General features: G+C 58.7%; 42 protein-coding genes and 1 tRNA gene. 21 read left to right on the top strand and 22 right to left on the bottom strand.

The annotated features are described in order from the left end of the window. The first annotated feature begins 18 nt into the window (after nucleotides 1-18). Genes HDIA_RS03750 through HDIA_RS03715 form a run of 8 tightly spaced genes read left to right on the top strand, consistent with a single transcriptional unit; the run spans nucleotide 19 to nucleotide 4,625 of the window. Complete coding sequence (locus tag HDIA_RS03750) at nucleotides 19-2,133, top strand: hypothetical protein (RefSeq protein WP_099554487.1); 2,115 nt, start codon at nucleotides 19-21, stop codon at nucleotides 2,131-2,133. A gap of 10 nt (nucleotides 2,134-2,143) precedes the next feature. Continuing rightward, nucleotides 2,144-2,581 (top strand): hypothetical protein, encoded by a 438-nt coding sequence (locus HDIA_RS03745; RefSeq protein WP_099554485.1) that lies wholly within the window; start codon nucleotides 2,144-2,146, stop codon nucleotides 2,579-2,581. Next, entirely contained in the window at nucleotides 2,571-2,840 is a 270-nt protein-coding gene (locus HDIA_RS03740) for a hypothetical protein (protein ID WP_099554483.1), read from the top strand. Before HDIA_RS03745 ends, HDIA_RS03740 begins: the two co-directional genes overlap by 11 nt. Nucleotides 2,841-2,867: 27 nt before the next feature. Continuing rightward, the gene (locus HDIA_RS03735) at nucleotides 2,868-3,092 is read left to right on the top strand and encodes a hypothetical protein (RefSeq protein WP_099554481.1); all 225 of its coding nucleotides are present in this window, start codon (nucleotides 2,868-2,870) and stop codon (nucleotides 3,090-3,092) included. After that, entirely contained in the window at nucleotides 3,079-3,717 is a 639-nt protein-coding gene (locus tag HDIA_RS03730) for a glycoside hydrolase family protein (protein ID WP_099554479.1), read from the top strand. The genes HDIA_RS03735 and HDIA_RS03730 overlap by 14 nt, the downstream gene beginning before the upstream one ends. Continuing rightward, a complete protein-coding gene (locus HDIA_RS03725; protein WP_099554477.1) occupies nucleotides 3,714-4,028 on the top strand; it encodes a ubiquitination-like system serine protease family protein in 315 nt (104 codons plus the stop codon). Before HDIA_RS03730 ends, HDIA_RS03725 begins: the two co-directional genes overlap by 4 nt. Continuing rightward, nucleotides 4,025-4,408, top strand: coding sequence for a hypothetical protein (locus tag HDIA_RS03720; RefSeq protein WP_157775253.1), 384 nt, complete (start codon nucleotides 4,025-4,027; stop codon nucleotides 4,406-4,408). The genes HDIA_RS03725 and HDIA_RS03720 overlap by 4 nt, the downstream gene beginning before the upstream one ends. 10 nt (nucleotides 4,409-4,418) lie before the next feature. Continuing rightward, complete coding sequence (locus HDIA_RS03715; RefSeq protein ID WP_099554473.1) at nucleotides 4,419-4,625, top strand: hypothetical protein; 207 nt, start codon at nucleotides 4,419-4,421, stop codon at nucleotides 4,623-4,625. Here HDIA_RS03715 and HDIA_RS03710 read toward each other — a convergent pair. From HDIA_RS03710 to HDIA_RS25120, 6 genes are all read right to left on the bottom strand, one after another. Continuing rightward, a complete protein-coding gene (locus tag HDIA_RS03710; protein ID WP_099554471.1) occupies nucleotides 4,610-5,047 on the bottom strand; it encodes a hypothetical protein in 438 nt (145 codons plus the stop codon). The genes HDIA_RS03715 and HDIA_RS03710 overlap by 16 nt on opposite strands. 48 nt (nucleotides 5,048-5,095) lie before the next feature. Beyond that, entirely contained in the window at nucleotides 5,096-5,287 is a 192-nt protein-coding gene (locus HDIA_RS03705; RefSeq protein ID WP_099554469.1) for a hypothetical protein, read from the bottom strand. Between the two features lie 4 nt (nucleotides 5,288-5,291). Then, the gene (locus HDIA_RS25125) at nucleotides 5,292-5,429 is read right to left on the bottom strand and encodes a hypothetical protein (protein ID WP_157775250.1); all 138 of its coding nucleotides are present in this window, start codon (nucleotides 5,427-5,429) and stop codon (nucleotides 5,292-5,294) included. Continuing rightward, nucleotides 5,426-6,061, bottom strand: coding sequence for a hypothetical protein (locus HDIA_RS03700; protein WP_099554467.1), 636 nt, complete (start codon nucleotides 6,059-6,061; stop codon nucleotides 5,426-5,428). Before HDIA_RS03700 ends, HDIA_RS25125 begins: the two co-directional genes overlap by 4 nt. Beyond that, on the bottom strand, nucleotides 6,061-6,675 hold the full coding sequence (locus tag HDIA_RS03695) for a J domain-containing protein (protein WP_157775247.1): 615 nt from the start codon (nucleotides 6,673-6,675) through the stop codon (nucleotides 6,061-6,063). Before HDIA_RS03695 ends, HDIA_RS03700 begins: the two co-directional genes overlap by 1 nt. A 101-nt stretch (nucleotides 6,676-6,776) precedes the next feature. Then, the gene (locus tag HDIA_RS25120) at nucleotides 6,777-6,947 is read right to left on the bottom strand and encodes a hypothetical protein (RefSeq protein ID WP_157775244.1); all 171 of its coding nucleotides are present in this window, start codon (nucleotides 6,945-6,947) and stop codon (nucleotides 6,777-6,779) included. A gap of 464 nt (nucleotides 6,948-7,411) precedes the next feature. On the opposite strand from HDIA_RS25120, the gene HDIA_RS03690 reads away from it, so the two are divergent. Continuing rightward, complete coding sequence (locus tag HDIA_RS03690; protein WP_157775240.1) at nucleotides 7,412-7,756, top strand: response regulator transcription factor; 345 nt, start codon at nucleotides 7,412-7,414, stop codon at nucleotides 7,754-7,756. 5 nt (nucleotides 7,757-7,761) lie between these two features. Here HDIA_RS03690 and HDIA_RS03685 read toward each other — a convergent pair whose 3' ends face one another. Genes HDIA_RS03685 through HDIA_RS03675 form a run of 3 tightly spaced genes read right to left on the bottom strand, consistent with a single transcriptional unit; the run spans nucleotide 7,762 to nucleotide 8,850 of the window. After that, the gene (locus HDIA_RS03685) at nucleotides 7,762-7,992 is read right to left on the bottom strand and encodes a hypothetical protein (protein WP_157775237.1); all 231 of its coding nucleotides are present in this window, start codon (nucleotides 7,990-7,992) and stop codon (nucleotides 7,762-7,764) included. Nucleotides 7,993-8,000: 8 nt separating this feature from the next. Further along, nucleotides 8,001-8,189, bottom strand: a complete 189-nt coding sequence (locus HDIA_RS03680) for a hypothetical protein (RefSeq protein WP_099554460.1) — start codon at nucleotides 8,187-8,189, stop codon at nucleotides 8,001-8,003. A 19-nt stretch (nucleotides 8,190-8,208) separates the two neighbouring features. Beyond that, a complete protein-coding gene (locus HDIA_RS03675) occupies nucleotides 8,209-8,850 on the bottom strand; it encodes a recombinase family protein (RefSeq protein WP_099554457.1) in 642 nt (213 codons plus the stop codon). Between the two features lie 113 nt (nucleotides 8,851-8,963). Here HDIA_RS03675 and HDIA_RS03670 point away from each other — a divergent pair, with 113 nt between their 5' ends. Genes HDIA_RS03670 through HDIA_RS25115 form a run of 3 tightly spaced genes read left to right on the top strand, consistent with a single transcriptional unit; the run spans nucleotide 8,964 to nucleotide 9,895 of the window. Further along, the gene (locus tag HDIA_RS03670; protein WP_197708094.1) at nucleotides 8,964-9,188 is read left to right on the top strand and encodes a winged-helix domain-containing protein; all 225 of its coding nucleotides are present in this window, start codon (nucleotides 8,964-8,966) and stop codon (nucleotides 9,186-9,188) included. Between the two features lie 18 nt (nucleotides 9,189-9,206). Next, on the top strand, nucleotides 9,207-9,524 hold the full coding sequence (locus HDIA_RS03665; protein ID WP_099554455.1) for a hypothetical protein: 318 nt from the start codon (nucleotides 9,207-9,209) through the stop codon (nucleotides 9,522-9,524). Nucleotides 9,525-9,541: 17 nt separating this feature from the next. Beyond that, on the top strand, nucleotides 9,542-9,895 hold the full coding sequence (locus tag HDIA_RS25115) for a hypothetical protein (protein WP_157775233.1): 354 nt from the start codon (nucleotides 9,542-9,544) through the stop codon (nucleotides 9,893-9,895). 455 nt (nucleotides 9,896-10,350) lie between these two features. On the opposite strand, the gene HDIA_RS03655 is transcribed toward HDIA_RS25115, so the two are convergent. The 11 genes from HDIA_RS03655 to HDIA_RS25105 form a co-directional block, all read right to left on the bottom strand. After that, nucleotides 10,351-11,553 carry a helicase HerA-like domain-containing protein gene (locus HDIA_RS03655; RefSeq protein ID WP_099554452.1) on the bottom strand — a complete coding sequence of 401 codons (1,203 nt, stop codon included), beginning with the start codon at nucleotides 11,551-11,553 and terminating at the stop codon, nucleotides 10,351-10,353. Nucleotides 11,554-11,616: 63 nt separating this feature from the next. Beyond that, the gene (locus HDIA_RS03650; protein ID WP_157775230.1) at nucleotides 11,617-11,937 is read right to left on the bottom strand and encodes a hypothetical protein; all 321 of its coding nucleotides are present in this window, start codon (nucleotides 11,935-11,937) and stop codon (nucleotides 11,617-11,619) included. 24 nt (nucleotides 11,938-11,961) lie between these two features. After that, nucleotides 11,962-12,465, bottom strand: a complete 504-nt coding sequence (locus tag HDIA_RS03645) for a hypothetical protein (RefSeq protein ID WP_197708093.1) — start codon at nucleotides 12,463-12,465, stop codon at nucleotides 11,962-11,964. After that, nucleotides 12,458-12,709 carry a hypothetical protein gene (locus HDIA_RS03640; RefSeq protein ID WP_099554449.1) on the bottom strand — a complete coding sequence of 84 codons (252 nt, stop codon included), beginning with the start codon at nucleotides 12,707-12,709 and terminating at the stop codon, nucleotides 12,458-12,460. The genes HDIA_RS03645 and HDIA_RS03640 overlap by 8 nt, the downstream gene beginning before the upstream one ends. Nucleotides 12,710-12,731: 22 nt before the next feature. Continuing rightward, complete coding sequence (locus HDIA_RS03635) at nucleotides 12,732-13,748, bottom strand: hypothetical protein (RefSeq protein ID WP_099554447.1); 1,017 nt, start codon at nucleotides 13,746-13,748, stop codon at nucleotides 12,732-12,734. Between the two features lie 52 nt (nucleotides 13,749-13,800). Further along, nucleotides 13,801-14,478 carry a hypothetical protein gene (locus HDIA_RS03630; RefSeq protein ID WP_099554444.1) on the bottom strand — a complete coding sequence of 226 codons (678 nt, stop codon included), beginning with the start codon at nucleotides 14,476-14,478 and terminating at the stop codon, nucleotides 13,801-13,803. Nucleotides 14,479-14,508: 30 nt separating this feature from the next. Further along, nucleotides 14,509-14,904 (bottom strand): hypothetical protein, encoded by a 396-nt coding sequence (locus HDIA_RS03625; protein ID WP_099554442.1) that lies wholly within the window; start codon nucleotides 14,902-14,904, stop codon nucleotides 14,509-14,511. Nucleotides 14,905-14,921: 17 nt separating this feature from the next. Next, nucleotides 14,922-15,266, bottom strand: a complete 345-nt coding sequence (locus HDIA_RS03620; protein WP_099554440.1) for a hypothetical protein — start codon at nucleotides 15,264-15,266, stop codon at nucleotides 14,922-14,924. Between the two features lie 21 nt (nucleotides 15,267-15,287). Beyond that, entirely contained in the window at nucleotides 15,288-15,509 is a 222-nt protein-coding gene (locus HDIA_RS03615) for a hypothetical protein (RefSeq protein WP_099554438.1), read from the bottom strand. Nucleotides 15,510-15,567: 58 nt separating this feature from the next. Further along, complete coding sequence (locus HDIA_RS25110) at nucleotides 15,568-15,837, bottom strand: hypothetical protein (protein WP_157775227.1); 270 nt, start codon at nucleotides 15,835-15,837, stop codon at nucleotides 15,568-15,570. Continuing rightward, a complete protein-coding gene (locus HDIA_RS25105) occupies nucleotides 15,834-16,091 on the bottom strand; it encodes a hypothetical protein (protein ID WP_157775223.1) in 258 nt (85 codons plus the stop codon). Before HDIA_RS25105 ends, HDIA_RS25110 begins: the two co-directional genes overlap by 4 nt. Before the next feature lie 1,705 nt (nucleotides 16,092-17,796). Here HDIA_RS25105 and HDIA_RS03605 point away from each other — a divergent pair. The 6 genes from HDIA_RS03605 (at nucleotide 17,797) to HDIA_RS03575 (ending at nucleotide 19,906) form a co-directional block, all read left to right on the top strand. Next, nucleotides 17,797-17,873 (top strand) — tRNA-Lys (locus tag HDIA_RS03605). A gap of 174 nt (nucleotides 17,874-18,047) precedes the next feature. Next, nucleotides 18,048-18,308: a hypothetical protein gene (locus tag HDIA_RS03600; RefSeq protein ID WP_099554435.1), complete on the top strand. Its 261-nt coding sequence runs from the start codon at nucleotides 18,048-18,050 to the stop codon at nucleotides 18,306-18,308. Beyond that, nucleotides 18,292-18,570 carry a hypothetical protein gene (locus HDIA_RS03595; RefSeq protein ID WP_099554433.1) on the top strand — a complete coding sequence of 93 codons (279 nt, stop codon included), beginning with the start codon at nucleotides 18,292-18,294 and terminating at the stop codon, nucleotides 18,568-18,570. The genes HDIA_RS03600 and HDIA_RS03595 overlap by 17 nt, the downstream gene beginning before the upstream one ends. A gap of 129 nt (nucleotides 18,571-18,699) precedes the next feature. Then, nucleotides 18,700-18,903, top strand: coding sequence for a hypothetical protein (locus HDIA_RS03590; RefSeq protein ID WP_099554430.1), 204 nt, complete (start codon nucleotides 18,700-18,702; stop codon nucleotides 18,901-18,903). Beyond that, on the top strand, nucleotides 18,890-19,354 hold the full coding sequence (locus tag HDIA_RS03585) for a DUF1643 domain-containing protein (RefSeq protein WP_099554428.1): 465 nt from the start codon (nucleotides 18,890-18,892) through the stop codon (nucleotides 19,352-19,354). Before HDIA_RS03590 ends, HDIA_RS03585 begins: the two co-directional genes overlap by 14 nt. Before the next feature lie 120 nt (nucleotides 19,355-19,474). Next, nucleotides 19,475-19,906: a hypothetical protein gene (locus HDIA_RS03575; protein ID WP_157775220.1), complete on the top strand. Its 432-nt coding sequence runs from the start codon at nucleotides 19,475-19,477 to the stop codon at nucleotides 19,904-19,906. On the opposite strand, the gene HDIA_RS03570 is transcribed toward HDIA_RS03575, so the two are convergent. Both HDIA_RS03570 and HDIA_RS03565 read right to left on the bottom strand, forming a co-directional pair. Continuing rightward, nucleotides 19,891-22,413 (bottom strand): DUF5906 domain-containing protein, encoded by a 2,523-nt coding sequence (locus tag HDIA_RS03570; protein ID WP_099554423.1) that lies wholly within the window; start codon nucleotides 22,411-22,413, stop codon nucleotides 19,891-19,893. The two genes, HDIA_RS03575 and HDIA_RS03570, sit on opposite strands and share 16 nt — an antisense overlap. A 56-nt stretch (nucleotides 22,414-22,469) precedes the next feature. Further along, nucleotides 22,470-22,766 carry a hypothetical protein gene (locus tag HDIA_RS03565; RefSeq protein WP_099554421.1) on the bottom strand — a complete coding sequence of 99 codons (297 nt, stop codon included), beginning with the start codon at nucleotides 22,764-22,766 and terminating at the stop codon, nucleotides 22,470-22,472. 158 nt (nucleotides 22,767-22,924) lie between these two features. On the opposite strand from HDIA_RS03565, the gene HDIA_RS03560 reads away from it, so the two are divergent. The 3 genes from HDIA_RS03560 to HDIA_RS03550 all read left to right on the top strand — a co-directional run bounded on the left by HDIA_RS03560 (nucleotide 22,925) and on the right by HDIA_RS03550 (nucleotide 25,181). Then, nucleotides 22,925-23,383 (top strand): hypothetical protein, encoded by a 459-nt coding sequence (locus HDIA_RS03560; RefSeq protein WP_099554418.1) that lies wholly within the window; start codon nucleotides 22,925-22,927, stop codon nucleotides 23,381-23,383. A 94-nt stretch (nucleotides 23,384-23,477) separates the two neighbouring features. After that, nucleotides 23,478-23,765 carry a Thoeris anti-defense Tad2 family protein gene (locus tag HDIA_RS03555; protein ID WP_157775217.1) on the top strand — a complete coding sequence of 96 codons (288 nt, stop codon included), beginning with the start codon at nucleotides 23,478-23,480 and terminating at the stop codon, nucleotides 23,763-23,765. A 114-nt stretch (nucleotides 23,766-23,879) separates the two neighbouring features. Continuing rightward, entirely contained in the window at nucleotides 23,880-25,181 is a 1,302-nt protein-coding gene (locus HDIA_RS03550; protein WP_099554415.1) for a DUF2800 domain-containing protein, read from the top strand. The last annotated feature ends 43 nt before the right edge of the window (nucleotides 25,182-25,224 follow it).

The following is a 25,224-nucleotide window of genomic DNA, read 5'->3' as shown; positions in this document are numbered from 1 at the left end:
TGACGACAGGGGGCAGCATTGAACCAGGTCATCCGATTCCGTGGAAAGAGCCGGGCTGTCGAGAATGCGTTTGATGCGGCTGCAATCGATACGCCGGTCGATGTTTTGGCTCAGGATTCGGCGGGAACGGCCGGTCCATCTGCGCTCGACAAATTCCTGAAGGCAGCGATACAGGCGTTCGCGGCAACATCCATTGCTTCGGGCGTCATTGTTCCGTCCCTTGCGATGGGTGTCGATGCGAATGGCATTGCCGGCGCCTATTATGCAAACAGGCTTGAGCGGCACGTCGAAAACTATCGCTACGCCTCGGACCCGGCCGGTGACGACACACTGATGTGCGACCGGGCTCATCAGGCCTCGAAGCAGTATGGCTACAAGATCAAGTACGATCAGAAGCTCTACCGCGTCAGCAACGTCAAGATTTACACGAAGATGTGTGCCGAGGGCGTCTCGTCGTCGAGATCGACGGGCACCCGGTTCATGCAGATCACGGGTGAGACTGGGCCTGTCCTGACGATGGACACCGGACCGGTCATCAATGTCGATTTTCAGGGTTTTGCCTTCGACGCCAATTTGGCGAACGGTCCGCAGTTCGGCGGTATGCTCAAAGCGGTGCCACAGGGCGCACCGGACAACAACGGTGGCCTCTGGTACTCGGCCCTGCGCGATATCCAGTTCTATGGGTTCCGCTGCGGTCTCTGGCTGCGAGCCGGCTCCGATTATCTCACGCCGCACCAGTTCAACGAGTTCAGCCATATCCACATCTTCCGGATCGGCGACGACACGGAAAACAATCTGTCCAGTTCGCTGGTGCTGACCGGTCAGTTCGGCCAGACGCGGTTTACCAATTGCCAGTTCGACGGCACCAACGGCACCCGCTTCGGCACCAACGTCCAAATTCGTCCCGAACTCGTCAACGACGAGGCCAACTTCTGCTACCATGACTGGTCCGGAGCAAACCCGACGGAGATAGCTAGCGCCCTCACGCCTGGTGACGTGCATTTCTTGCCCGGCACGGCGGCGCAGAACGGGAAGCGCGCATTCCTGATTTACCGGTCAGGGACGATCCACATCGGCGCCTGGACCGAAAACGTCGATATCAGCTACGACTATCGCAACGCATCACGCGGCAACACGATCGCGGACGCGCTCTGCACCAATGGTGCCAAGGACTGGGCGATCAACCTCGATACCGGTTGCACGCTGCATATCAATGGCATGACGGTCGCTGGCGAACTCGGGACGCTGATCAAGGGTGTGGCGTCCAACCAGTGCCTGACGGGTCAGCATACGATCCGCGTCATCAGCGATATGCAGGGCAAGACGTCCAACCTGACGCGGCAGAAGGGGACAGGAGCCAATCCCGGAACGCTGTCGATAGACGGCAACACCTGGCTTGCTGTCGTCACCAGCACGACCCCGATCTCCTATATCGAGAGCTGGCACACCTGGAACGTCGACCTATGTATCCGCGCCTATGACGGCGACGTGTCTTTCACGACGGGCGGCAATATCGCGATGCCGCTCGATGCCAACGGCTCGACATCGCAGACGCTTCTCGTTCTTCACAAGGGCGAGTGCATGATCATCGCCCGCGACGACTTCGGCGGGCACGTCTTCCGGATCAAGTCAATCATCAGGATCCCGAGGTTCGCGTCGGCGATGCCAACGTCGGGCCAGTATGCCCGTGGCGAGTTCGTCCACAACTCGGTGATGACCGTCGACGCCAATGGCCGCTATCTCAAGGGGTGGTATCGCGTCACCAATACAGACGCCACCGCATCCAACCACGCCGTCATGACCGACTGGCGTCCCGAATTTGCCTACGCCTCGCCGAAGACCATCGGCCAGGTCACTGGTGCAAGCGGAACGCCGGGTGTCGGCCAGATCGCTTTCTCGTGGACAGCGCCGAACGACGCGCACTACGGCGGCACCAAGATCTACACCAACACCGTCAACGACTTCGGAACGGCAACGCTTCGGGCGACCGAGACAGGCACCTTCAATGCGGCGGACAGCCGGACCGTCACGGGGCTTGCGGCAGGCTCGACCTATGCATGGCTCGTTGCCACCAGCTACGACGGAACCGCCAACAGCACCGAGTTGGCTCTCGGCCCCTACACCGTGACGTAAGGGCTTGCCGATGCGAACGAGCTTTCTCACCACCTTGCCGAAAGACATCGAGATCGGCCGGGATTTCAAAGGGAACCAGGTCTTCGAGAAGATCAGGATTCCTCATAGGTTCGAGCCGGGTGATCATGTCCGGTGCGGGCCGTATGAAATCGATGACGGCGAGATCCGCGACCGGGAGTGGATGAATGCTCCCGGTCGCGCCGCATACCCGCATTATTCGGTCTGGTGGACCGATAAATACGGCAAGTGGAATGGCTTGTGGCTCGCTGAAAACGATTTCGAGTTGCTGCACTATGTTCGGCGCGAGGCCGAGATCGTGCACACAGTCATCAGACCTGCGCAGACACAACCTCAACCGCGGCGAGCCATGAAGCCGATTGTCCCGCTGACAAAGCGCCAGAAGCGCCGCGCGAGTGGAAAAATGAGAGGGACCGGCAATGGCCGATGACGACGAAATCCCGGAATACGACAGAACCATCGAGGCGGTGGATACACTGGTCAGGCCGGTGCGCACCTTCGAACTGAAGTATCCGATCAATGGACCGGACGTGTATGCGGTGCCGTCCATGGGGGTCACCGATGGCCGACTGACCGGCTACGCCAACGGACCGAACGAGCCGAAATATCTGGTCGAATACACCGACACCCTCGGCATGACGTCCGAAAGCTGGATCGGCGAGGACCGGATCGAGCCAATCGTCCAGTAATTCAACCAATTCTTGAGGAATCAACCGATGAGGTTTGTTGGCTGGATCAGGGCTCGCATCGTCGACGACTGGAAGTTCGTCGTCACGCGATCCTTCTCGTTCTGGATCAACGCAGCCAGTGCGGTTGCGAGCGGCATGATGTGGGGTTTTACCCCCTACGGCGAATACTGGTGGCCGGTCGGCGTCATCTGCTCTGCCGCGGCTCTCGGGCGCCTCATCAAACAGGAGCGCAAGGCCGATGCCAATCCATAAGATCGTCGCCACCGTTCGCGCTCGCAACGCCATTGCCGCGTTCATGGTCGCGCTCGCAGCAGGCTCCTACGGCTTCTACGATAGCCGGGACAAAACCGTCGAGATCAACGGCCAGAAGGTCGATGTTCCTGTCGTCATGGCCGCCGAGCTGATCGTCAAGAACTGGGAGGGCCTTGTGCTGACGGCCCACTGGGATCGCTACGGCAAGGTCTGGGACATATGCTATGGGGCAACCCGTATCAACGGGAAGCCCGTCCGTCCGGGAATGACGCTCACCGTCGAGCAGTGCCAGGCCGAGCTGATGGTTCAACTGCAGAACGACTACTATGAGCCGATCGTCGCCTGCGCCCCTCCCCTCAAGGAAGCCCCGGACAGCGTGCAAGCCTCGATGACGAGCGGCGCCTACAATTTCGGTGTCGGCTCCCAGGCGAGAAAGCGTGGATGGTGCGGCTGGTCCATGTCACGCGCGATCCGCAATCGCGACTGGCGTGGGGCCTGTGAGGCGCAGACCAACATCAACTCGGCAGGTGGTGTCCGCCTCGACGGTCTCGTGAACCGGCGCGAGATGGGTGACAAATATCGCCTCGGCGAGGCCGAACTCTGCGTGTCGGGGCTCAAGGGATGAGTGCGGTCAGGACGCACCCCATAAGGGCGCAACTCGTCGACAAGTTATTTCACGATTACGCGCCTGCCGGCGCAATCAAGTTCTACGTGTCGAAGGATCACGACCCTGCCGGCTTCAACTTCCGCTGCCCGTGCGGCTGTGAAGCGATCGGCGGCGTCAAGGTTGCCGGGGAAGGCGCCTGGCGCTGGAACGGTTCCTACCAGCGACCGACGGTCGACCCATCCGTCATGCTCTCGGTCCCGGACGGCAAGGGTGGCACCGTCGAGCACTGGCATGGCTGGCTCAAGGACGGGGTGTGGACATCGTGTTGAACAGGATCCTCGGCAACCCCTATGTGCTCGGCGGCGTCGCGCTCCTGTTCCTGAGCCTGCTCGCGACAACGCTCTACTACCGGGGCAACTCGATCGCCGCCGAAGCCGAGAGCGCGAGGCTTACCGAACAGAATCGGTCCCTTATCGCCACCAATGCGCAGAACGCGCGCAACGTTGAGCGCCTGCTCGACCAGGCGGACATCAGCAACAAGCTGCAGGCGGAGTTGGCCGAGAAGCTGAAAGAGGTTGCCGCGGCAACCGAAGACGCCCGTAGGACTATCAAGGAGATCAGGTCCAATGATCCGAAGGCTGATGAGTATCTTGGCACTGACATCCCTGACAGCCTGCTCTCTGTGGTCAACCGCCCCGCCCGTCATTGAAACGAGGCTGGTGCCGCTGACGCCACCGGATTCGATGCTGGTTGTGCCGGCCGAGCCCGTGCGGGACGCGAAGAATACGGGCGGCCTTCTGGACCAGCTCGACGGCTACAAGGGCGCCTATGGGGCTTGCGTGACGAGCATGGAGCAGATCGCCGAATGGAAACGCTCGACGCTCGCGACGATCCCGCCCGAGATGACGCTTCAGGTGCCCGAGTGAGGCTTCACTCGGACACACTTATCTACGATCATCTCTTTGATGTCTGTCGCGTGCTCAATTCCAACTGACTTGCCAATGGCGCTGAAACGCCTCATCTCGTCGGTCTCGCTGCGAATCGAGCCGTAAGGAAGCGGGGATCCGGACAAACAGAGCTTTATCGCGTTAAGGTCGCCCTCGGCCAGTTCACAGCGAGGCTGTGACTCCGGATCGTCGGAATTGATCGTGCTGCGGACGATCTGGATGATGTAGAAGGCGGTTGTGATCCGCTCCCCGGCATCCCGCTCATCCTGCGTCGTCTGCTCGTCCCGCTCGCGCAGGAAGTCGCCGATACGGTCCAGAAGGCCGCTGGTGTTTGCCTTGGAGAGATCGAGGCGCGACAGGATTTCCCCGCGAGCCAGAGCTATTGTCGCTTCGTCCGACATGTTGGTCACCTTCCGATTTTTGGGGCTTGTGCCGAGCAGACTCGTGCTTCAGAACACGGGCAAATTCAGTTCGATTTTTCGGGCAATCTGATAGGCTTTGGAGTTGGCGGCCAACGCTTTGAAGGCAGCAGGTTTGCGTGTTGTCGCCACTTCCAATGCGCGCACCAAGGCTTTCCCGTCGTCTTTGCTCAAAACAATGACGGTGTCCCCCTTGCCGTCTTCATCAGAGAAAATCTTCATCTCATCACCTTCCGGTCTGGATGCTGCTGTGGAGCGCCGAGAAGGCGCCGACGAATACCAAAGCCATGCCGCTCGCGCACAAGACGGTCATGCGGTACTGCCAAATGGCCTGGCACAAGAAAATGTTGGGGGCGAAGATCATGTCCCCTTCTCCGAAGCCCGCATCTTGTTCGAGACCACGCGCAGCTGCTCGCAGACCGTCCGGAGGTCTTCCGGGACGTACTTGAGTTCGGGGATACCCGCGGCAACGAGCGCAACTTTTCTGGCGCGGTCCAGGATAACGGATATCGCAGCGCTGAGGGTTTCGCACAAAGCCGGATCGTAGTGGACACCGGGAATTGGCTTTGCGAGGTCCATCTCGACCCCGAGATTGCGGTTGACTGCGTCCTGCAGGTCGACAATGAGTCTTGCCGCCAAGAGGGTCAACCTGATCTCGTCGGACACGTCCAGCAACTGTCGGCACCGCTCATTGACGTGTCGGAACTTCATCGGTTCTGACAGTTCAACCGTTTGGCCCATCTTGAGGGCGAGCGAAATTGCGGGATCGACCGCTACATCGGCCCGTTCGCCAAGTATAGGCGACACTTTTGGTCCCCATTCATACATGGAGGGGTGGTCGTCCTCGCTGTCACCAAAATTCTGTACAGCGAGGACGACTCGAGAACCGTCCCATCCGATCACGGTGACACGCCTGACGCTCCATTGATCGTTCTTGACGTGTTTGGAACGACTCCAGTAGAGCCCGGCTTCCGTTGGCATCTTGTCATCAGCCATCACCACGTCCTCGGCGTTTGGACAAAGACCCACCCATCGCATGCTGTGGCTGAGGGGGTCGGCTCGCGCTCAAATTCGTAGGCCTCGGCGATCTGCAAGGCCCGTTCGAATACCTTAATCTTGGCTTTGGTCGACTCGATCTCGGCATCGGCGTCGCGCTGGATCTTGGCGAAACGCTGCGCGATCGGGTCGTTCGGCAGCGAGGTTCTGAACCTGCCGGCCATCCGGGCAGCGTTCACCTTGGCAGCCGTCAATTTTTTGATGTTGCTCCGCGCCGTCTGAATCGTGTCACTGATCGAGTTGCGGGCAAGCCCGACAATATCGAGCCTTTCCGGCTTGTCCGACGACATCATGGCCTTCCCGACCTCGGCCCAGACGATACCCTCTGCCGCCTCATCCAGGCCGTCATGCGGGGTGTGGCCGGTGGCGTCGTAGAGCAGACGGGTTTCGGGGTCACCAAGAACGCGAGCGGCTTCTTCCACAGCCTGGAAAGCTTCCTTGCTGCCACCCGCCACATCTGGATGGGTCGCTCTCGCAAGGCGCCGTTTTGCCTTTTGAATGTCCTCGGTCGTCGCATCTCGCGAGATGCCGAGAACGTCATATAAGTTTCGCAAGGCTCTCTCCCGACGAATAGGGTGCGCCGATAATCAACCGACATACCCTATTAGTCAACATTTTGTTGATTTATCCGGCCGTCAAATCGGGGGATTTGACGTTACCGACCGTCTTCCACGATCAGCATATCGGCCATTTGCACCTTCAGGGCTGTCCGAGCCTCGGCGATCGTCATATCGCCATTGCCAATGCAATCTTCAATTTCGGCAAGTGATTCAATCATTTGCTTTAGCTCGGTCAGTTGTTTTTGCTTTTCTTCGCTCAGAGTCATCGAGTAGCCTCCGTTGACCTGTCCTTATTCAACCTTTTATTTGGACTTGTCAACTAAATGTTGATTGATGGATGGCCCATAGGTTGCAGCCGTTCAACCACGCGTCGGCGTGCCCGGAATCCATTGACCTTATATTTCTGGAGATGTCCGTAGTTCTGCGAAGGATTTCAAATTCGCAGGAAAAGAAGCAAGATGATTATATCCAAAGTAATACGCAGCATCGAACACACTCACTGAACTATGAAACTGACGCTTAACGATTTTAATTTATGTACATCTATAGATGGTGGTCAAATACAATTATGGGGGTTATGCATACCCCCATTTCAATCTTGGAGATTAGACTCGTGCCCTGGGTAATCCTTGTGTCGGCATCCGAAATGGTGCGACAGGCATTCCGGGCTGCCGCGGCAGCGCTCTTCCAGGGGTCGCGCTTCCTCGCAATAAGCTTCACACGGTGTCTCATGGCTATGGTCGCCCTCTTGCAGCCGAAGGAGGTCATCCTGCATGACCCGGACGAATCCGATATGGAGTTCTGGGAGCGAGCGCGTGACAGCGGACTGGTCGGTAAGCTGGTCGTGCTCGAAAAAGAGCAGTCGGACGATGTGAGTGCCCTCTACCGGGACACGACATTGACGCCGCGCGAGAATGACATCGCCGAACTGGCGGCCAGGCGCAGGCGCAATAAGCAGATCGCGGCCGATCTGGGCATCAATCCGGACACCGCCAAGAAGATGCGATCACGACCGCAAGTGCAGGCGGCAATCCATAAGGTGCGGCCGATTTTCGATCAGCTGGACAAACAGTGATAGCGTCAAGACGCGTTGGGATCGTTCAGCACTTGGCCAGCAAAATAGGGGGCTTCGAGCGGGCAGTCGTTCACCAGGTCCCATCCAAGTTGGTCGTCATCCCGGATGCGCTCAAGGGCCTGCCGCAATCGCTTGATCTCCTCATCCTGACGGATGATTTCTTGCGCCGCCTCTCCGAGAATTGCCGGTGCACCGGGAGCGCGGCTTGCCGAACTCAACTTCTTAACGATTGACATCGGCATTCCTATCTGGCCTGCGCCGCTTGGTTCGGCCTGCCGTCATGCAAGGTAAGGCCCTTGCCGACCCCGTTGCGATCAAGCTTGAGTTCGAAGCCTTTCTTAAAGGCTCGATCGCTCAATTCTCTCAAACTCATCCGCTCCAGTTGGGTTTCGGAAACTCCAAGCGCCTCGGCAAGACCGAGATGGTAGAACATCACCTTGCTCCTATCTGGACTACTCGCCGACCGTATCGGGCGAGCGGTTCTCGACATCCCATTCCTGCTGCCAGGCATAATAGGCCGAGCGGCTGATCTTCGGCCCAGGCAAACCCTTGAGCGCCTTCCAGATCGCGTTGCCGCGCTCGCCGGTCGCCAACATCTCCACAGCCTTGGCGATCCGCTCGTCCGTCATCGCTCGCGGCCGGCCGCCGTGTTCACCGCGCTCTTTCGCCCGCTCGATGCCCGCCTTCGTGCGCTCGCGGATCAGGTCGCGCTCCAGCTCGGCGAACACGGCAAGCAATCGCACCATCGCCTTGCCCATCGGGCCTTTGGTGTCGATCCGCTCCGTCAGACTGACGAACTCGATCCCGCGATCGGTCAGCAGTTCCAGCGTCTCAAGTATGCCGCCGAGGGTGCGCCCGAGACGGTCGAGCTTCCAGACCACAAACTCGGTCTTTTCGACCTGGCAGACCCGAACCGCCTTGATGAATTCCGGGCGCTGCATCGTGCCGCCGCTCGCCTTGTCGACGAAGATCAACGCCTCCGGGACACCATAGGCCTTGAGCGCCGCGATCTGCATGTCCGGGTTCTGCTCGCTCGTCGAAACGCGGGCGTATCCGACCTTCCTGTTTGGCGGGTTTTCGGATTCGGATGCCACTTTCTTACATGCCCTCGCATTTTTCGCGATGGCAATATGGACTAGTTATCTGGACATTACAACGCGACGCGCCTATAGTCCAGAAACATAATCCAGAAACATAGGCGACCAGCATGACCGGACAGCCGACAGACGCCGACATTCTTGCGGCGATCAAGCATCACAATCCGAATGGAACGATGACCTATGTCATCGCGAATGTGCTGCGCCCAAAGTTTAAGGACGTGAAGACAGCTTACGTTCGCTATCGGCTCAAAGCTCTCGAACGCGACGGGGCGGTGCGCCGAACGCAGACCAGCTACATGACCCAGCTTTGCTGGGCTTTGGACCAATCCTGAAACCGACCGGAGGCCGAAATGAACGGAGCCGAAAGCATCGCCGCCGAGCGCCAGCGGCAGATCAACGAGGAAGGCTGGACGCCGGAGCATGACGACGAGCACACAAAGGGTGAAATAGCCAAGGCAGCAGCTTGCTATGCTTGGGCTAGTGCGACTTCCACCACGTTTCGCGAGATTGGCGAGTGGTGGGATGGCGTAGTGCTGCGTCGCCTTTGGCCATGGGATCGTACGTGGTGGAAGCCGACCGATCGCCGCCGCGATCTGGTTAAGGCCGGCGCGCTCATTGCCGCCGAGATCGACCGCGCCGCCGCGCTTGCGAACGAGCCCAACAACTGACGCCAAGAGGGTATGTCGTGAAAAATCCTAACCTATTTTCGGGAGCAGGCGTTGATTGCAATCGCGTTAAGATCGGAGGACGAACCGACCTTCTCGGCGATCCGAACATCAAGCCGGAAAAGCCTCATACGATCATCGGTTTTCCAGGCGGCGACGTCGAGATAGCCAGAACATCGGACGGGAATTATTGGGTGCATGTCGCGGTGCGCCATCCCGTCGACGATCCCTTGGCCGACCGCGGAAAGATCATCGGTGCCAGGATCGATTTCGACGGCCGCTATGGTGATGAGGCCAACCGAGTTCTGCGTAAAGAGGTGGCCGCTGGAGACGTGACGCACATCGCATTCCTCGTCGCACAGGCGCAATCCTAAAACTGACCGGAGCCCAAACGAATCTCCGGTCGATCGAAATTGCCAAAATTTCCTCTCGATCAAAAATCAATCCAGAGCGCCAAAGTAAGCGAGCGCCAGGTGGCCGGCCCGTCACCTGGTGGATCGGCGGCACGGCAGAAATCTCTTGCAGGCCTGGCGGGCTCGCGCTCGAGTGATCGTAAGAACTCTGATCGTCAGTCTCCCTGATCATTACGGACACGAAACGAAATTCCCGGTTGACGCCATAGGGCGACCAGGCCGAAATGCGATAGGAATGGAGTCCACGCGGTCCGCCGACCAGGTCAGACGCCAACGGCATGCAAGGGGATTTCAGAATGTGCGGTCGAGGTCCGATCCGCGTCTAGTCGGGGCGCCCCTCGCGGCACGGGCGAGGCAAACAAAAAGGCCTCCGGATTGCTCCGAAGGCCTTTAGACGTGCTCCCGAAAATCTGCCGTTAGCGGCGCGCCAACCCCGCCGCAATGATGGCAACCGCGATCACGGCAAGCTTGCCGGCCGATCCGCTTTGCCATGCCGTCAAGGCACCGAATCCCGCCGCGCCGACTAGCGCGAGGATGACGCCCAATAGCGCGGCCTCGCTCTTGCCCATAGCCGCCCATGGGGCGCGGGGCGTGTCCGCCTGATCAATCGGCGCGGGCATGGGGCGCTCGCCCTCCTCAAGGGCACCTAGTGGGCAATCCGGCATATCGATTGGGACGGCGCCCGCATCAACCGGCCGGCCGGCTTGATCCAACGTGCGGACCCGCGCCGTGCCAATCGGCAATTCCCGGCTATGCTCAATCCGCGTCGCCAGCTGCGCGCGGATGGTGTCGGGTATGTCGTCGGCGGATTGCGAGGCAAAGACAACGCCAACGCCCTTGGACCTGATCAGCCTTGCCATTTGCGCCAGCTTGTCGACCAGGGCGCGCGGCGCGTCCTCAAAAAGCAAATGCGCTTCGTCGAAAATGAAAACCAGGCGGGGCGCGTCCAGGTCGCCGACTTCCGGCAACCGTTCGTAAAGGTCCGACAACAGCCAGAACAGGAAAGCCGCATAGGTGCGCGGGGATTGAATCAGCCGATCCGCCGTGAGGACGGAAACGCGAGGCGCCAATAGGTCCGCCACGTCGAAACAGGGTGCGCGGAACAGTGAAGCCGCGCCGTCAGTCTCAAGCGCCGTGACGGTCCGCTGCAGAATGCCGATTGTGCCGCGCGACACGTGGCCGAAGTCGGAGTCCCTCAATCCAGCTGTTGTGCCCATGGTCCGAAGAACGGCGCGCAAGTCGCTCAACGTTTCAAGGGGCGCGCCGATGGCGCCCGCGACCTGAAACACGATTGCCAACGCGTCGGACTGGATAGGCGACAAGCCGCAAATGCGGGCAAGCGCTGGCGCTCCGAAACTGGCAACAGGAACGGCAACCGCGTCGCCCTTCCCCTGCCCGAACGGATCCAGAAAGCGCACCATGCATGAACGGGCAAGCGCTGACAGGTCGCCCTTGATATCGGCCGTAAAAACGGGAATGCCTTGCCGTGCGCATTGCTCGGCAAGCCGCATTAACGAAACCGTCTTCCCCGTTCCCGTGGCGCCCGTGATCAGGCAATGCCGGTTTAGGTATCGCGTCGGAATTCCGGCTTTGCCGGATAATGAGATTTGCTCTTGCATAACGACTCCGATGGATTCGCCGCAACGGGCGCACTAGACCGCGCGCCCGTTCAAGGGAAGTCATCAGGACTCGAGATATGCCAGAATCGCGCCTTGCGTTTCCTTCGGCAGGTCCGACCAGGCGACGCGCCGACGGCGGTTTTTCTCGCGATAGGCGCGCGCCTCATGCGGTTTCAGGAAGAAATGACACCCTTGGCAACCGCCCTTGTCAAAGTCCAAGCCCGTGATTTCCGAGTCCGTCCGATCCGGCCGGAACACGATATCAAAATCAAGGGGCCCGGCCGGCTCAATCTTGAGCATGTCTATAATCGAGCGCCGAACGATCGCGGGTGCGCCGTCCATGTATCGCGCGGGCATGCCGCGCGGGCTATAACCGTATTTCATGGCTGATCACCTTTTAGTTGAGTTTCAGCATACGGAGACGTGCACAAACGGCGCGTCTCCGTGCTCGACATGTCCGCCGAAAAAGGAACAGACTTCCCCGCGCCCGCATGCCGTGGATAAAGCCTCGCCAAGGCCTTCGGCTTCCAGTTGCTCACGCGACCAGTACCCGACTCCATGCCCGGCATATGTGAAATACAGGTCGCGTCCGGCTTGCTCGGAGTCATAGTCCTCGCGGTCATAGGCTTTCGCCAGCAAGTCCGCGGCTTTGGTCTCGAAGGCCTCGCAGAATTTGGCAATGTCCCGGATAGCGTCCGGGTGCAAATGCTCGACTCCCGCGTCCGACGGAATTTCACCGTCCGATTGACCTTCCCGGACCGCCTCTTGCGTCTCTTCGGAAAACCAATCGGCCATGTCATAGGCTGGCGATTGGTCGCAAAAGTACATCGCTTCAATAAAGCCCTTGGCGAAGTCGGAAAGGTCGCGCCATTCCTTCGCCGCGTTGGATGTATCAAGGATGAATTCAGGCATTGTCTGATTCCTCGCTAACCGCGTCGGACGGCACCCAAACGTAAAAGTATTTCGAGTCATGTCCGAAGATTGACCAGGTCCCCGCCTTGCCCATGGCGCCCGCGTCGCACGCAACCCGCCGGATAGCGAAACAGGGATTGCCGAGTCCGTCACGAAGCATGGTGCACGGTGCGCCTTTCTTGGCGGACACGGGATAGCCGCGAAACGTCACTGTCAGGTCGCGGTTCAAGACATAGCGTGTCATTGCATTGTCACCTTTTGGTTGATTATTGATCGATCACAACAAGGCAGGTCGCGACTCCCGTGCCGCTTTCCTTGAAGGCGCCCGCGTCGATTTCCTCGCAATAACTGTTGTGAGATTCCAGCCATTCCCGGAAGTCGCGCGCCTTGTCCAAAAGGGAGTCATAGGTGTCGCGGTCAACGCGTTCCGACATGACGGCAACCCACATATCGAATCCTTTCTTTGTGTGGATGTGCTTTTCAATCGTCATGCCGGCAGCTGGCGCGTCCGGTTCATCTGCCGGGGCTTGGACCGGCGCGGGCGCGGCGACTTCGGCAAGGGACCATTCGCCCATGGGGATATTGTCCGCGCCCCTGTCATAGAGTCCCAACTTGCGAATTTGCCATCCGGTCGAATGGCGTCCGCCGACCTTGAGGTAATAGCCGGCGCCCATGCTCCACTTTTCGCGATGTTCGGCATTTTCGGGCGCCGTGGCGAGATGCGCGGTTTCGGCATGGTTCAAGGCCGCGTTGCGCAATTCCGGAAACAGGTCGCGCGTTGACTTCGAAAAGGCGAGAATGATCGTGCGCCCCTTCTTGCTGGCGAAATAGTCGGACATGGTGTCGGAGTCGTCCGTGACGTGCTCAGCGACAATGACCGCTTTTGCCCATGCCGGCAGACGGCGTGCCGCATCTTCCCGGAAAATCTTGTAGGCTTCCCGTGTCAGTTCCGCGTCAGCCCTTGCGCGATCTTGCTGGCGCGCCTTTTCGGCCTTGGCATTCGCCAACATGTCACGCGCCTCGCCTTCGCTGATAGGCGTCATGCGGCAACGTGCGGCCTCTTCGATATAGTCATTGACCATGCCGTCCGGCAGTTCCGCAAATGTGCCATCGCACCAGGCGATATCAACGTCAAAGTGATTTTCCCGCATGTTGCGGCCGATCATGAAGGTTTGCGCCGTCCGTTCCCGGATCGCGGTGACATAGCCTTGCCGGTTGCGGCTATAGACGGGCGCGCCGACAAAGAGGGCCGCGTTGTCATTGGTGATTGCAGTGTTTTGCATTGGTCTATTCCCAGATTGGATTTTCAAGTTTTTGTTGATTAGTCGGACGCGGTTAGATCGTTCGGACGGTTGCGCCGTCTGGCATGTAAACCGCACAACCGCCTGACGAATTACGGCGCTTCAAGGCGATATGAACCGGCATCCATCCGCCCGAACGGGACACGTAAAAGCGTTCGATTTCCTGCCCGGACTTGTCGACCAGGGCGACGCGCCTCCCCTCAAGCCCCGTCAGAGCGGGAGTCAGGTTGGCGAGGCATTTCAAACCGGACCGCTCTGAATAACGGCGGCCGGCTTCCATCGCCTCAAGATAGGCTTCATACGCAAGCGCCGTTCCCACGGTGACAGTCAGAGCGCCCTTGGCTAGCCATTTCAAAACGGCTTGGCGCTTGCGTTCGGCAACGTCGAATCCAAGGCAGGAAAAACCGCCATCGGCCGGAATAACGTAAAGGCGTTGCGACTCGTTGATTCCGACATATCCGCGTCGCCCATGCCAGTCGTGTTGCTCAAGAACTGTGAATTTACACGCTGGCGTGTCTTCCGGCTTGGCCAACGGCGTAACGATCAGGCCGCCGTTCTTCGCCGCAAGCGCCGTTGCGTCTTCCGGGTTATTGAAGGCTATAGCGCTTGCGAATTCATCGGGCTTGTCGGAAATCACTTTCCAGACTCCGGGCTCGGAACGGTAAAGCGCTGCAAGGCCTGTCCGGTTGTGTGATTGATGCCACGTTGCCATAGGTTGGACTCCTCAAGAGTTAGTTGATTTTCAGGGAAGACGGGCAAACGCGGATCCATAACCGCGGCATTCCGCGATCATCGCCGCATGGGCGCCCTTCGATATCTGCCGCATATGGGGCGCCCACTTGTCCGCCTTGACGTTGTGGCGGTAACGGGCCGCCCAATTCAACGCGTCTGCCTGCAGATGGCGCGGCGCCCTATCGCGGATGATGGCGGGAACGATGGAAACCGGGGCGCCCCACGTGTTTCGCCGCAACGGATCAGGCGAATAAACGGCCGTGCTCTGGCGCTCGACTCGCAACGAATAGATCAGTCCGCCGACTTCGAAGAGATTGCAGAACGTGGCGCGGCAACCGGCTGGCAATTTCTTTCTCGCGTTGAGCCGGAACGCGGAAACATAGGCTTTCCATTCTTGGCGCTTCATGACTGGACTCCTTGTGATCAGGACTCGAGACGGTTTGCGAGGCGCGCTCGCAATTCGCGCGGACAGTCCCGCTCATAGGCGACAATCCGATTGTTGACCTTGTCGGCGATACGCCATGCCTGCAGCTGCCATTCTGGCGTGCGCTTGCGCCCCTTGCCGTGCTCAGGCAAATGCCGGTTAATCCGATCCACCATTCCCCGCCGAAATTCCTCGCGGATATGAGCGCCCGTAACAGGCCACCATGTTTCCAGCCCATGGCGGAAAACCTGATCAGGATTGGTGATCGCAGACTTGACACCCTTGACATAGGCGCCGACCGAAACGCGCCGTTGTGTGGCGGGAAGATAGATTGAATATTTCATGGTCAATCACCTTTTGGTTGATCAGTTGCGCACGGTTTCGCACGTCAGATGCGACGGCGCGCGGCGCGCGATTTCAAAGAGGCAATCGGAGAAAGTCAGATTGTAGTCGAGAATGTCCGACTCCCCGGTTGCCGCATCGACCGACAAAAGGTCAAAACGTGCCGACGTGATATCGGGCGGGAACATAAGGTTAACCGCCGTTGAGACGGCAACCGCGAGGGACAGAAACAGCAACTTGCCCATAGTGGCGACTCCTTGGATTGAATGCCGGCAATCAACCATGCACGGCAAATGTCACTTTTTAGTTGATCAGTTCGGCGACAAAACGCGCCAGCGGACACGGTTCGAACTTAGCACGTCGACGCGCCGACCGTGCCGCGTTGTCCGCTGCAGGATCGGCCCGATAGCGGGCGCGGCTCTTTGCCTTGGCGCAATGCGCGCAAAGCCGGTTGGCGACATAGCGGGCGCCGTCATGGCCTGCAGGGCAGGTCTCGCCAGCATAGAACGTGCGCCCGTTGAGACGTGCCTTTGCGCGGTCAAAGAGAGTATGGGCGGGAGGGATTGCGGTCACGTGCCCGACTCCCCTAACAGACGAATTGCCGTCAACAGTGCATCGCGTTCGAAGTTTGAAAGTTCGCGGTTATCGCGGATTTTTTGCAAACCTTCGATCGCATTCACCTTTTCAGCTTTACGTTTGAAAGAATCTTCGGCAACGCGACGCCTAGTTGCTTCAACCCTTCGTGTGTTTTCACCTTCCCGCTCTTTGATTTCCGCAATTGTCGGAAAGTTATCAGGATAGCGATGGCACGGTGCAACACCTTCCAAAGGCGTTTCCGACGGATACCCCGTTCATTGACCGGGAAGGCGTGGAAGACGTTGCGATACTTGTCGCGGAACAGGGCGTTCAACCGTTCAAGCGCTTCCTCACGTTCAGCATAGATAGCGACGCGAGGGTCAGTGTGAATGGTCATTTCGGAAACTCCGGTTGCATTGTGAGTCCCTTTATAAAGAGTGTCCGTTGTGCAGTCAACATTTAGTTGATTGGTCACTTCGCTTTCGCATGGCCTGGTCAGCCCTGTTTCCCGCCGACCGTCAGCCCTCGACCAGGGGAAGCCCTCGACCAGGGGAAGCCCTGGCGTCCGTTGTATGTGGTATGTGGTTACCGCATGAATCGTTTCGGTTCCGTAATGGTTAATGTGGTAACCGGTTACCGTGGCAATACGGACATACGGTACTATGATACCGCATCCATGATCCATGCATAGGAATTAAGTCAATGTCCGTTGTGCTCACTCTCTGTTGGCGTCCGTTGTGCTATGTCGGAAAAAGCCTGCAAATGCAGGTCGCTACGGGTCCTTCTTCGGGATTTTCGTCGTGCGCGGGGGCGCCGAGACCCATGAACGCGAGAATTTTTAGGGAAATTTTCCTATTCACACCCCTGCATTATGGCAAACTGCGGGCAAATAAGGCGAGACTGTGCTACTTGTGACGAAATTATGGCGAACACGCACAACGGACTGATCGTAAGTCCAGAAACTGCCTAGACCACCTAGACCACCTAGACCACCTAGACCAAAATTGAGTTTGCCTGCACCACTTAACCCCTTATTCCTATTAGAGAAAAGACGGGTGGTCTAGGTGGTCTAGGTGGTCTAGGCAGTTTCTATACGCGCGCGCACAAGATGGAAGTGGCATCATGCTGCATAACGGACAGAAATTGAATTGTGGCAAGTCAGAAACATTTGCACGTTGTTGGGAAAAACCACCTAGACCACCTAGACCACCTAGACCACTTAAAATTTTTACGTGAAATCATAGTGTTAACGGTGGCAAAGTGGTCTAGGCAAGCTTTTTGCTGCCTGCACCACCTAGACCAGGCATAACGGACTCTTACTGTTTCGAGGCCGGGATTTCGGCATCGAGCGTGTGCAGAAATTGCACGAGTTGATATTCGGGGGTGGCCGGTTGGCCCCATGGAAATCGGCTCAAGAGGCTGCGCGAGCATTAGAATTTGCCGGCCGGTCTAGAAATGGAAATCACTTGGTCGAGCAGTCCACGCACGGTTGACAGTCAACTAAAAGGTGACTATGGTCGTGACAGTTGTTGCGAGTGTGCGGACACCCGCTGGAGCGGCCAAGGGCCTGACAGCACGGCGGGCGGAATTCCGGGGAACCGGTGTTTCTGTCGCAACAGCGGGTTCAGGAGTGGGGTCAACGGTCGGTTGGGTACGTGGGGATCGACCTCCTTTTCACGTACCGTCTTAGTAGGACTTCCGACCGTCCCGCCTGAAAGATCGGTGCACGCGGCGGCTATGGAGCAACCAACAAAGCGTGCGGCAACGGTATGTGGAGCGCTTACCGCCGATCGTCAGTTTCGCCCGTATGGGCAACACGGAATGCGGTGGTTCTGACGGTCTCGGGATACGTCGGGTAATCATCTCCCGAGAGGGTCCATCGCAGAGTGGTCGCACTGTTCGGACCCCCGAACAGTGTGTAATCCCGGCATAGTCGGGTCCACCTCATTGTGACGAGGACACGTAGCTCAGTTGGTTAGAGCACCGGTCTTTTAAATCGGGGGTCCAGGGTTCGAGTCCCTGCGTGTCTACCATATTCGCCCGTACGGGCGTCCGAGCAGGGGGGTTCGGTCACACTAACCGAACGCGTCGGGCGGGAGGTAGTGGCCCGTCCGACACCCCGCGCAATCCCCGGTCCTCCCAGATCGGCAAACTAGGGGGCGTTGGTGAAAACTGGCGTCCCCATTTTCTTGAGAAGGTCGTCGCCCATGGGAAAGAATTTCTATGCCAACCAGCGCAAGCGTGAGGCACGGGAGCGTAGAGAGGCGGAGTACCTGGAAGAAATGCAGGCACGCCAGAAACGTATCGACGATGTTCACATGGTCCCAGAGCATTCTGCCGAAGCCTATGTAAGACTCGAGGATACCGTTGGTAGCGATCAGGCCATGGTCATTGCCAACTTCGTCACTTCCATGCTCGAAAATGAGCTAGAGCGCATTACGGTGGTCAACGATGCCTCGGCGCAATAAGGCTCAACGCGTCGCCATCCAGATCTACTATCGGAAGAAGCGCGAGGGGAAGCTTGAGCGCCCCGTGAGCCGGATAGTGCGTTGTGGCCGCGCTGAATATGACGTGGTCAAGATGACGCCGCGGCGCCGGGAAATCCTGTGGCATGTCGCCTATTCGGACGAGATCGTGTTTCGTCAAATGGTCATGTGGACGTATCGGCGCAAGAGCGACACGGTGATCCCACAACCCTATCTCGACGGGGGCGGCGCAAGTCGGTCATGATCGCCTTGCGCCGCCTCAAGCTGATCAAGTGGCCTATCGGGACAGATCGGGCATGGATCACCCCGAAAGGGATGGAGGCACTGCTTCAGTACGCCGACCCGTTCAACTAAAAGGTGATTTGTGGGTAAGATGTTTGATCTCGGCTATACGGCCGCCGCACAAGGGGAGAACTCTAGTTGGTGCGAGCAGTTCGGCCCTGAATGCGTTGCCGGCTACGACGCCTACTGGGAAAGGATGCTCCATCTGCCGATGGATGAGTCCGATCAGGGTGAGACAGGCTCGACCGCCATCGAAAACACACTGTGGAACGAGGAAAGCTATGATCGAGAGTAGCGCTGTCATTTCCACTTGCGGTCAATACCGCTACCGTCTTTTCCGGCGTTGGAAGTCGGGGCCAACCTGCGTCTTCATCATGCTCAATCCAAGCACGGCAGACGGGACGCAGGACGACCCAACGATACGGCGCTGTATTGGGTTTGCGAAGCGGGAGCACTGCGGTGCTCTGGAGGTCGTCAACCTCTTCGCGTTTCGGGCCACATCACCTGCCGACCTGAAGCGGGCGGAATATCCACTCGGCCAGGAGAACAACGTCTACATCGCTCGTGCGCTGTCCAAAACGGGACCACTGATTGCCGCCTGGGGCGCGCACGGGGTCTTTCTCGGCAGGGACCGTGCCGTTCTCAACATGGCTGGCGGGCTCCTGCAATGCCTTGGCAAAACGAAGCAGGGGCATCCACGTCATCCGCTTTACGTGAGGTCCGATCAGCCTCTCATCGCGCTTTAACGTTCAACTAAAAGGTGACCATGCCATGGAACTGTTGATGATCGTCTGTCTTCTCGCCACCCCGGCGCACTGCAGGTCGGAGAGCCTGACGGTCTCGATCGAGGAAGCCCCGCCGATGCAGTGCATGATGACGGCGCAGCAGACGATCGCGCAGTGGACGGCGGCTCATCCAAAATGGCAAGTTGCGCGCTGGAGATGCGTGCCGAGCAAACGGAAAGGCTTCCACAATATCTGAACCGGAAAGGTGACATTCGCATGCCAGGAATTCTGATTTTCGCGCCGTCCCAGGAAGTCGCTCGCGAGATTTCCGCAACGCTCGGCGCCTACCATCCGCAAACCGGAGCGGACATCCGGGAAATGTTGAAGACGCTTGAAGAGGGTGGCTCGGCGGTCGCCTACATGGGGGCCTTCGTCACGGGCTTCAATATTCCGGAAGGTGTTCGTGTCCTGTTCGACAGCCAGTGCGACATGCTGTCAGCGGAAGGCGCCCAGGCAAAGGCCCGCTTTGATAAGCTGTCGTCACGCCTTCATCGGACTCACATTTTGTCCTGATCGAGATCGTCGTATTCGTCATCCATGTCCTCGTCCAGCTCGTCAGCATCGACGACCTTGGCGGGGACATCCCATTTGATCTCCGAGTTCAGATAACGCTCGAACGCGCGCCGGCAGATCTCCAATGGCGGGATGATGTATTGGCGGATGCGCGACTTGCCGCGGCGCGGGTAGCAGGCCTGCAACTTGTCGCCGATGATCTCCTGCAGACGCTTGCCGAGCAGAGGCCCACTCAGTGCGTCGCCATCGTAGCGGCGCCCGTGGATCCAGCGATTGTAGGAGTCGAACAGGTCGTCACGGTCAACATGCACGTGGTCCGATGACCAGTCGGCGGTCCTGCCTCCAGCCACGTAGTGCTCGAACGACAGATCGGCCGTGTCCAGCATTTCGAACCACCAGCGGTCGAGGTTCTTGAGTCCTGCCAGCTTCTGCTGCGTCAGGGCCGCTGTGTTCGGCACCTTGCGCACCTGGAAATCGCTAATGTCGTAGTGCTGCAGATACCAGAGCAGTGCTTCCGGGCCGCCGTTCTTCATCTCCTTGCGGAGAGCGGCGAAATAGACGTGATCGTTGCGTCGCGCCTCCGAGACATCGAGCACGAAATAGCGCCCTTCATCCGCGGTCGCAGGCACGATCCATTCTTCGTTCGAGGACATGAAGAGGCGTAGACAGCTGTCGACGTTGAAGGGGTTGATACCCTTCGGCTCGATTAGCACCTGCTCGCTGGTGATCAGGTTCTTGAGAACGCCGTCGGCGTTCTTGTTACCAGCCCAGAAGCCTTCCTCGACATGGAGGAAGAGACACTTTTCCTGATGGGCGTTGAACTTCCCAACCAACTGGTCCTGGTTCGCGATTTTGACGCGATGGTGCGTGATGATGTTGGCGAAGTAGTCAGCGATCGTATCCTTGCCGATCCGCTTCTTGCCGCGCAGGATCATCGCGACACCGGGCTTTTCTTCCGGCCGCTGGACCAGATGCGCAAACCACCCGAGCGCATAGCGATAGTTGGTCTCGTCTCCGCTGCAGATCACATCCCGAAGATGGGCGAGCCATAGCGCGCACGAGTACTTGTTGTTCGGGATGACCGAGAAACCCTTCCAATGGTTATAGGCGCCGGCAACGTCGCGACCTGGCGCGAAGACGACGCCGTTCGGGTAGTCTCGCCGCTTCTTGTGGCGCATCCACGCCTTGGAAACCGGTTCCGTGCTCTTTTCCGTCGCGACACGGTCGTTCTCATACCAGGCGTGGAGGTCGGCCTGTGTGCCGTAGGAGGTTGTTCCGTCGTCGTGCTCGGTGATGATCACGCATTTGCCCTTGACGAAGGCAATTGCATGCTTGGCGTTCATGCGCTTGACCTTCGGCGGCACATGTCCAAGCTCGGCTTCAACGTCCGCCTTTCGCAGTTTTACGACACGAGGCGGAACGTCCTCGTCGTCTGAGTCGTCTGCGTCATCCTCTTCCTCGGGCTCCGCGTCGCGCGGTCCTCCGAGGACAGACGAATAGTCCGGCTTTTTGGGTTTTGGCTTTGCCGGCCGGTCGAGATCATCGAAGTCATCTTCGTCGTCTTCGGCATCGTCGAGGTTCTCGAATTCGGCCTCAAGCCTGGCTTCGCGCGCCGCCGTCATGAGCGTCGCCATGCGGATCGGCCGGGGTTTGTTCCGGAATGATTTCCAGACGCGCCGTTGATCAGATGTGTCGAACTTGTCCGACGATGCCGAAAAGTCGCGCCAGAGCTGAAATCCCTCCTGGCTGCCACCGGTCTCGTGGTGGATGGCAAATCCGACGGTCAACCACCCTTCCCTATCGTCCCGCCAGTATTCAACCGGCAGCCCCTTCAACGTGTGCTGGATTTCGCTGACCGTCAGTCCAAGCGGTTTCGAACGATCCTCGCCGTCGCCGCTCTGGATGTCGATCTCGCGCTCGCGCCCGATGAGTTCGCGAATGCGATCAGCTTCGACGACCGGGCCGACACCGAGAATGATCGCATCGAAGTCGATCTCACGCTCCCAACGATAGCGCTTGCCGGTATCGGGGTGGATCGACGGCGGGATCGCGACCTGCTTGCCGGTGCCGAAAAGCTCGATCTCCCACGCCCAATGCTTCTTGTCATCTTTGCCCAGGACCTTACCGGCGCTATGCGCAAGCTTTTTCGGCGGGAAAGCCTCTTCGGACAGAAAATAGTAATGACGGCTTTCGCCGCCTGACCCGGAAATGACCGACGGCAGATCCTCAAATTCGCTGATCATCTTGCGCAGTTCGGCGCGTGCCTCATCGCTCAGTGACGCGTCGCGGATGTCGAGGTCTATGACGTGCAGATAGAGGTCGCCGATCCTCGACCACTTGCCCAGGCGGACGCCAACGTTCATCCCCTGCCGGTACGATCGCTTGAGCTTTTCGAAGCTCGCCACGGGCTTTGCGGCCCAATCGTCACCGATCGGGTTTTTGGCACGCGGATACAGCCAGTGAATGGCAAAACCTTCTTCACAGAGCTGTCGAATGGAGTCGAGCATACTTGCCCCGAGTCAGGGGTTACGGGCAGGTCCGAAGCGCTGGTCAGTCGAATCGATCAGACAAAGAAGCGCTGGAAAGCGGACGCCAGAACCGGCGCATGGTTGTTCACCTTCGCGCTTTCCGCAGACAGCCGCTCGATGCGCCGCGCGAGCCGCACAGAGATCGTGTTTTCCTGCGGGTGGCCTGTCCGGAATCGCTTGTAGAGGGCTTCCGCGCTGACATCGAGCGCGGTTGCGAGCCTGTAGACGTCAAGCTTCGCCCCGTCGCCCTCGCCGCGCTGGAATTCCGGGAGGGCTTTCATGATGAGGTCGTGGAGGGAGAGGTCTTCTTCCTCGCTCTGTTCCGCAGACATGTGGAATCCTCTGTGCTTGCGTCGTTCGTGCAAGCTACGGTCCGCCGCTCGTTTAGTCAATATTTAGTTGACCAGACAACCGAGATGTGTGATCAAGTCAGTGCCCGCGCTTCGGCGCACACGCTGTGAAACGCCATGTCACCCTGAAAGGAACCGCAATGGCACTCGAAGAGCTTCTGCAGACCAACAACGAGCTTCTGGAACGCAACAACAGCCTCCTGGAAAAGCTGCTCGCCGCGGCGTCCGGTGGGAAGGCGGCCTCGACCAAGTCCAGCGGTGATGATTCCGACGACAAGCCCGCCAAGACGACGCGCAGCCGGAAGTCGGCCTCGACGAAGGAGTCCGACGACGGCCCGACCCACCAGGAGGTCAAGGACTTCGCTCTGGAGTGGATCTCCGAGTTCGAGGACAACGAGAAGGACCCCGAGCCGCAGGCCCGCTCTGCCGCGCTCAAGAAGGCGCTCGCTGCGATGCTGAAGAAGCAGGATGCGACCATCACGGATGTCCCGGCCGCCGAGCTTCACCGTGTCGTGGCATGGGTCAAGAAGAAGAAGGAGGAAGGCCGCCTGACCCCCGAGCCGTCCGACGATGACGAGGGCGATGACGACGGCATGTGAGCCGTTTCATGTTCCCGGCCAGCTCTTACAGTTGGCCGGGGGCATTCAGAAAGCGGGCGATGCCCGTTTCCTCAATGCCCTCACGGAGGCTCACATGAACTTTCAGGCCGCACTGGAGACAATGCGAACGGGTAGCGCCGTGGCGCGTCGCATCTGGCATCCAAAGCGCAATCCTGAATTTCTCGTCTTCATGCCTGGGCGTGAAGTGCAGGCATCATTCGAGCCGATGGTGACCCATCTCGGAAAGGGATGTGTCTTCAGGACACGTGACCACATCGACGCGGTCTTCGTGAGCGACACGGGGCTCGAATGCGTGGTCGGATACGAACTGTCTCAAGCTGATATCATGGCGGCAGACTGGTATGTCATCGAGAACCTTTGACTGCAGCCAGCCCGCAGCCTGCGAAGGCAAATTCGGCTTTGACGACTATGCGACAGCGAAGAAGGTTGCACGTCGGATTGAAAACAAGAGCCACAAGGGCTGCGGGACTTTCAAGTGCGGGTTCTGCGGGAAATATCATCTGTCTCACAAGGCACGGAAACGATTTCGCGCCAGACGACGCAGACGGTTGGGCTGACGATGGCACACGCTAGAAACGCACCTTCCGACGCCAAGCGATGGATGGGATGTGCCGGCGCCATCAACCGGTGCAAGAAGCTTGGCCTGAACAGCGACCAATCAAGCTTTGCTGCGGCAGAGGGCACGATCGCACACAGGGTCGCCAACGATTACTGCTTCAATCTCGGCTTTGAGCCCTACGACCTGCTCGGCCGTCGCATGTCCGCAGACGGCTATCATTTCGTCGTCGACGAGGCGATGTGTGATGCAATCCAGCCAGGCCTCGATCGGCTGGCCGAGTTCGAAGGTCAGAGATTTAGCGAGTATCGCGTCAACATCACACCGTGGGTCGGCAAGGATGAGGACGGCAACGATCAGCTCGGCACACTGGATCGTGGGATTGTCGGCCGGAAAGAGATTGTGATCGGTGACCTGAAATATGGTGCCGGCATTGCGGTGCCATGTGTTGGAAATCCGCAGGTTCCGATCTATGGGCTCGGTTTCTGGAATGACGTTGCCCGCCATATCTCGGATGCCAAGGTCTTCCGCTTCATCATCGATCAACCGAGGAACGGCCGGGGCGGTGGCGAGTGGATTTTGACGCTCGATGAGCTTCTGGCATTCGGTGAAGAGGTCAAGGCGCGCGCGGCGCTCACGTTCGATGAGGACGCGCCGTGCACACCGTCTGACGAAGCGTGTCTATGGTGTCCGGCTGCCAAGGTCGACGGCGCCTGCCCGGAGTATGAGGCCTGGAACCTGTCGTCCTTTGATATCGACTTCGACGATCTCGACGCGCTTGAAGATGGCGATGAAATCGAACTCCCGGAGGTCGAAGGGCTCAACGTCAAACGCAAGGCGGCGATTTACATGCGGCTCACAGCGTTGCGAGGGTTTCTCAGCCGGATCGAGCAGACCGTATCTGCTGACGTGAAACTCGGGGATGGCGCCAAATACGGCCTGAAGCTTGTTGCGGGAAAGCGGTCGAAACGCGTTCACGTCGACGAAGGGCTGTCCGAGCGATATCTGGTCAGAAAAGGGGTTCCGCGGAGCAAGTTAATCAACGAAAAGTTGATTAGCGTAGCCCAACTGGATAAAGTCTACGGAAAGGGGAAATTCCCCTCATTCCTGTTTACGGGAGGCATACAGCAACCCGTGATCGTTCCACTGGAGGACGCGAGGCCCGCGCTGCTGACCGACTCCGTTTTCGAGGACTACGGCGAGGAAGGCGTCGACGACTGAGCGCACTCATCTGCTCTTCTACTCAACCGTTCAATCGATCATC

The organism is Hartmannibacter diazotrophicus (genome assembly GCF_900231165.1).
Taxonomy (GTDB): domain Bacteria; phylum Pseudomonadota; class Alphaproteobacteria; order Rhizobiales; family Pleomorphomonadaceae; genus Hartmannibacter; species Hartmannibacter diazotrophicus.
The sequence above is the reverse complement of the archived record's forward strand: the minus strand, read 5'-3'. Positions and strand labels throughout refer to the sequence as shown.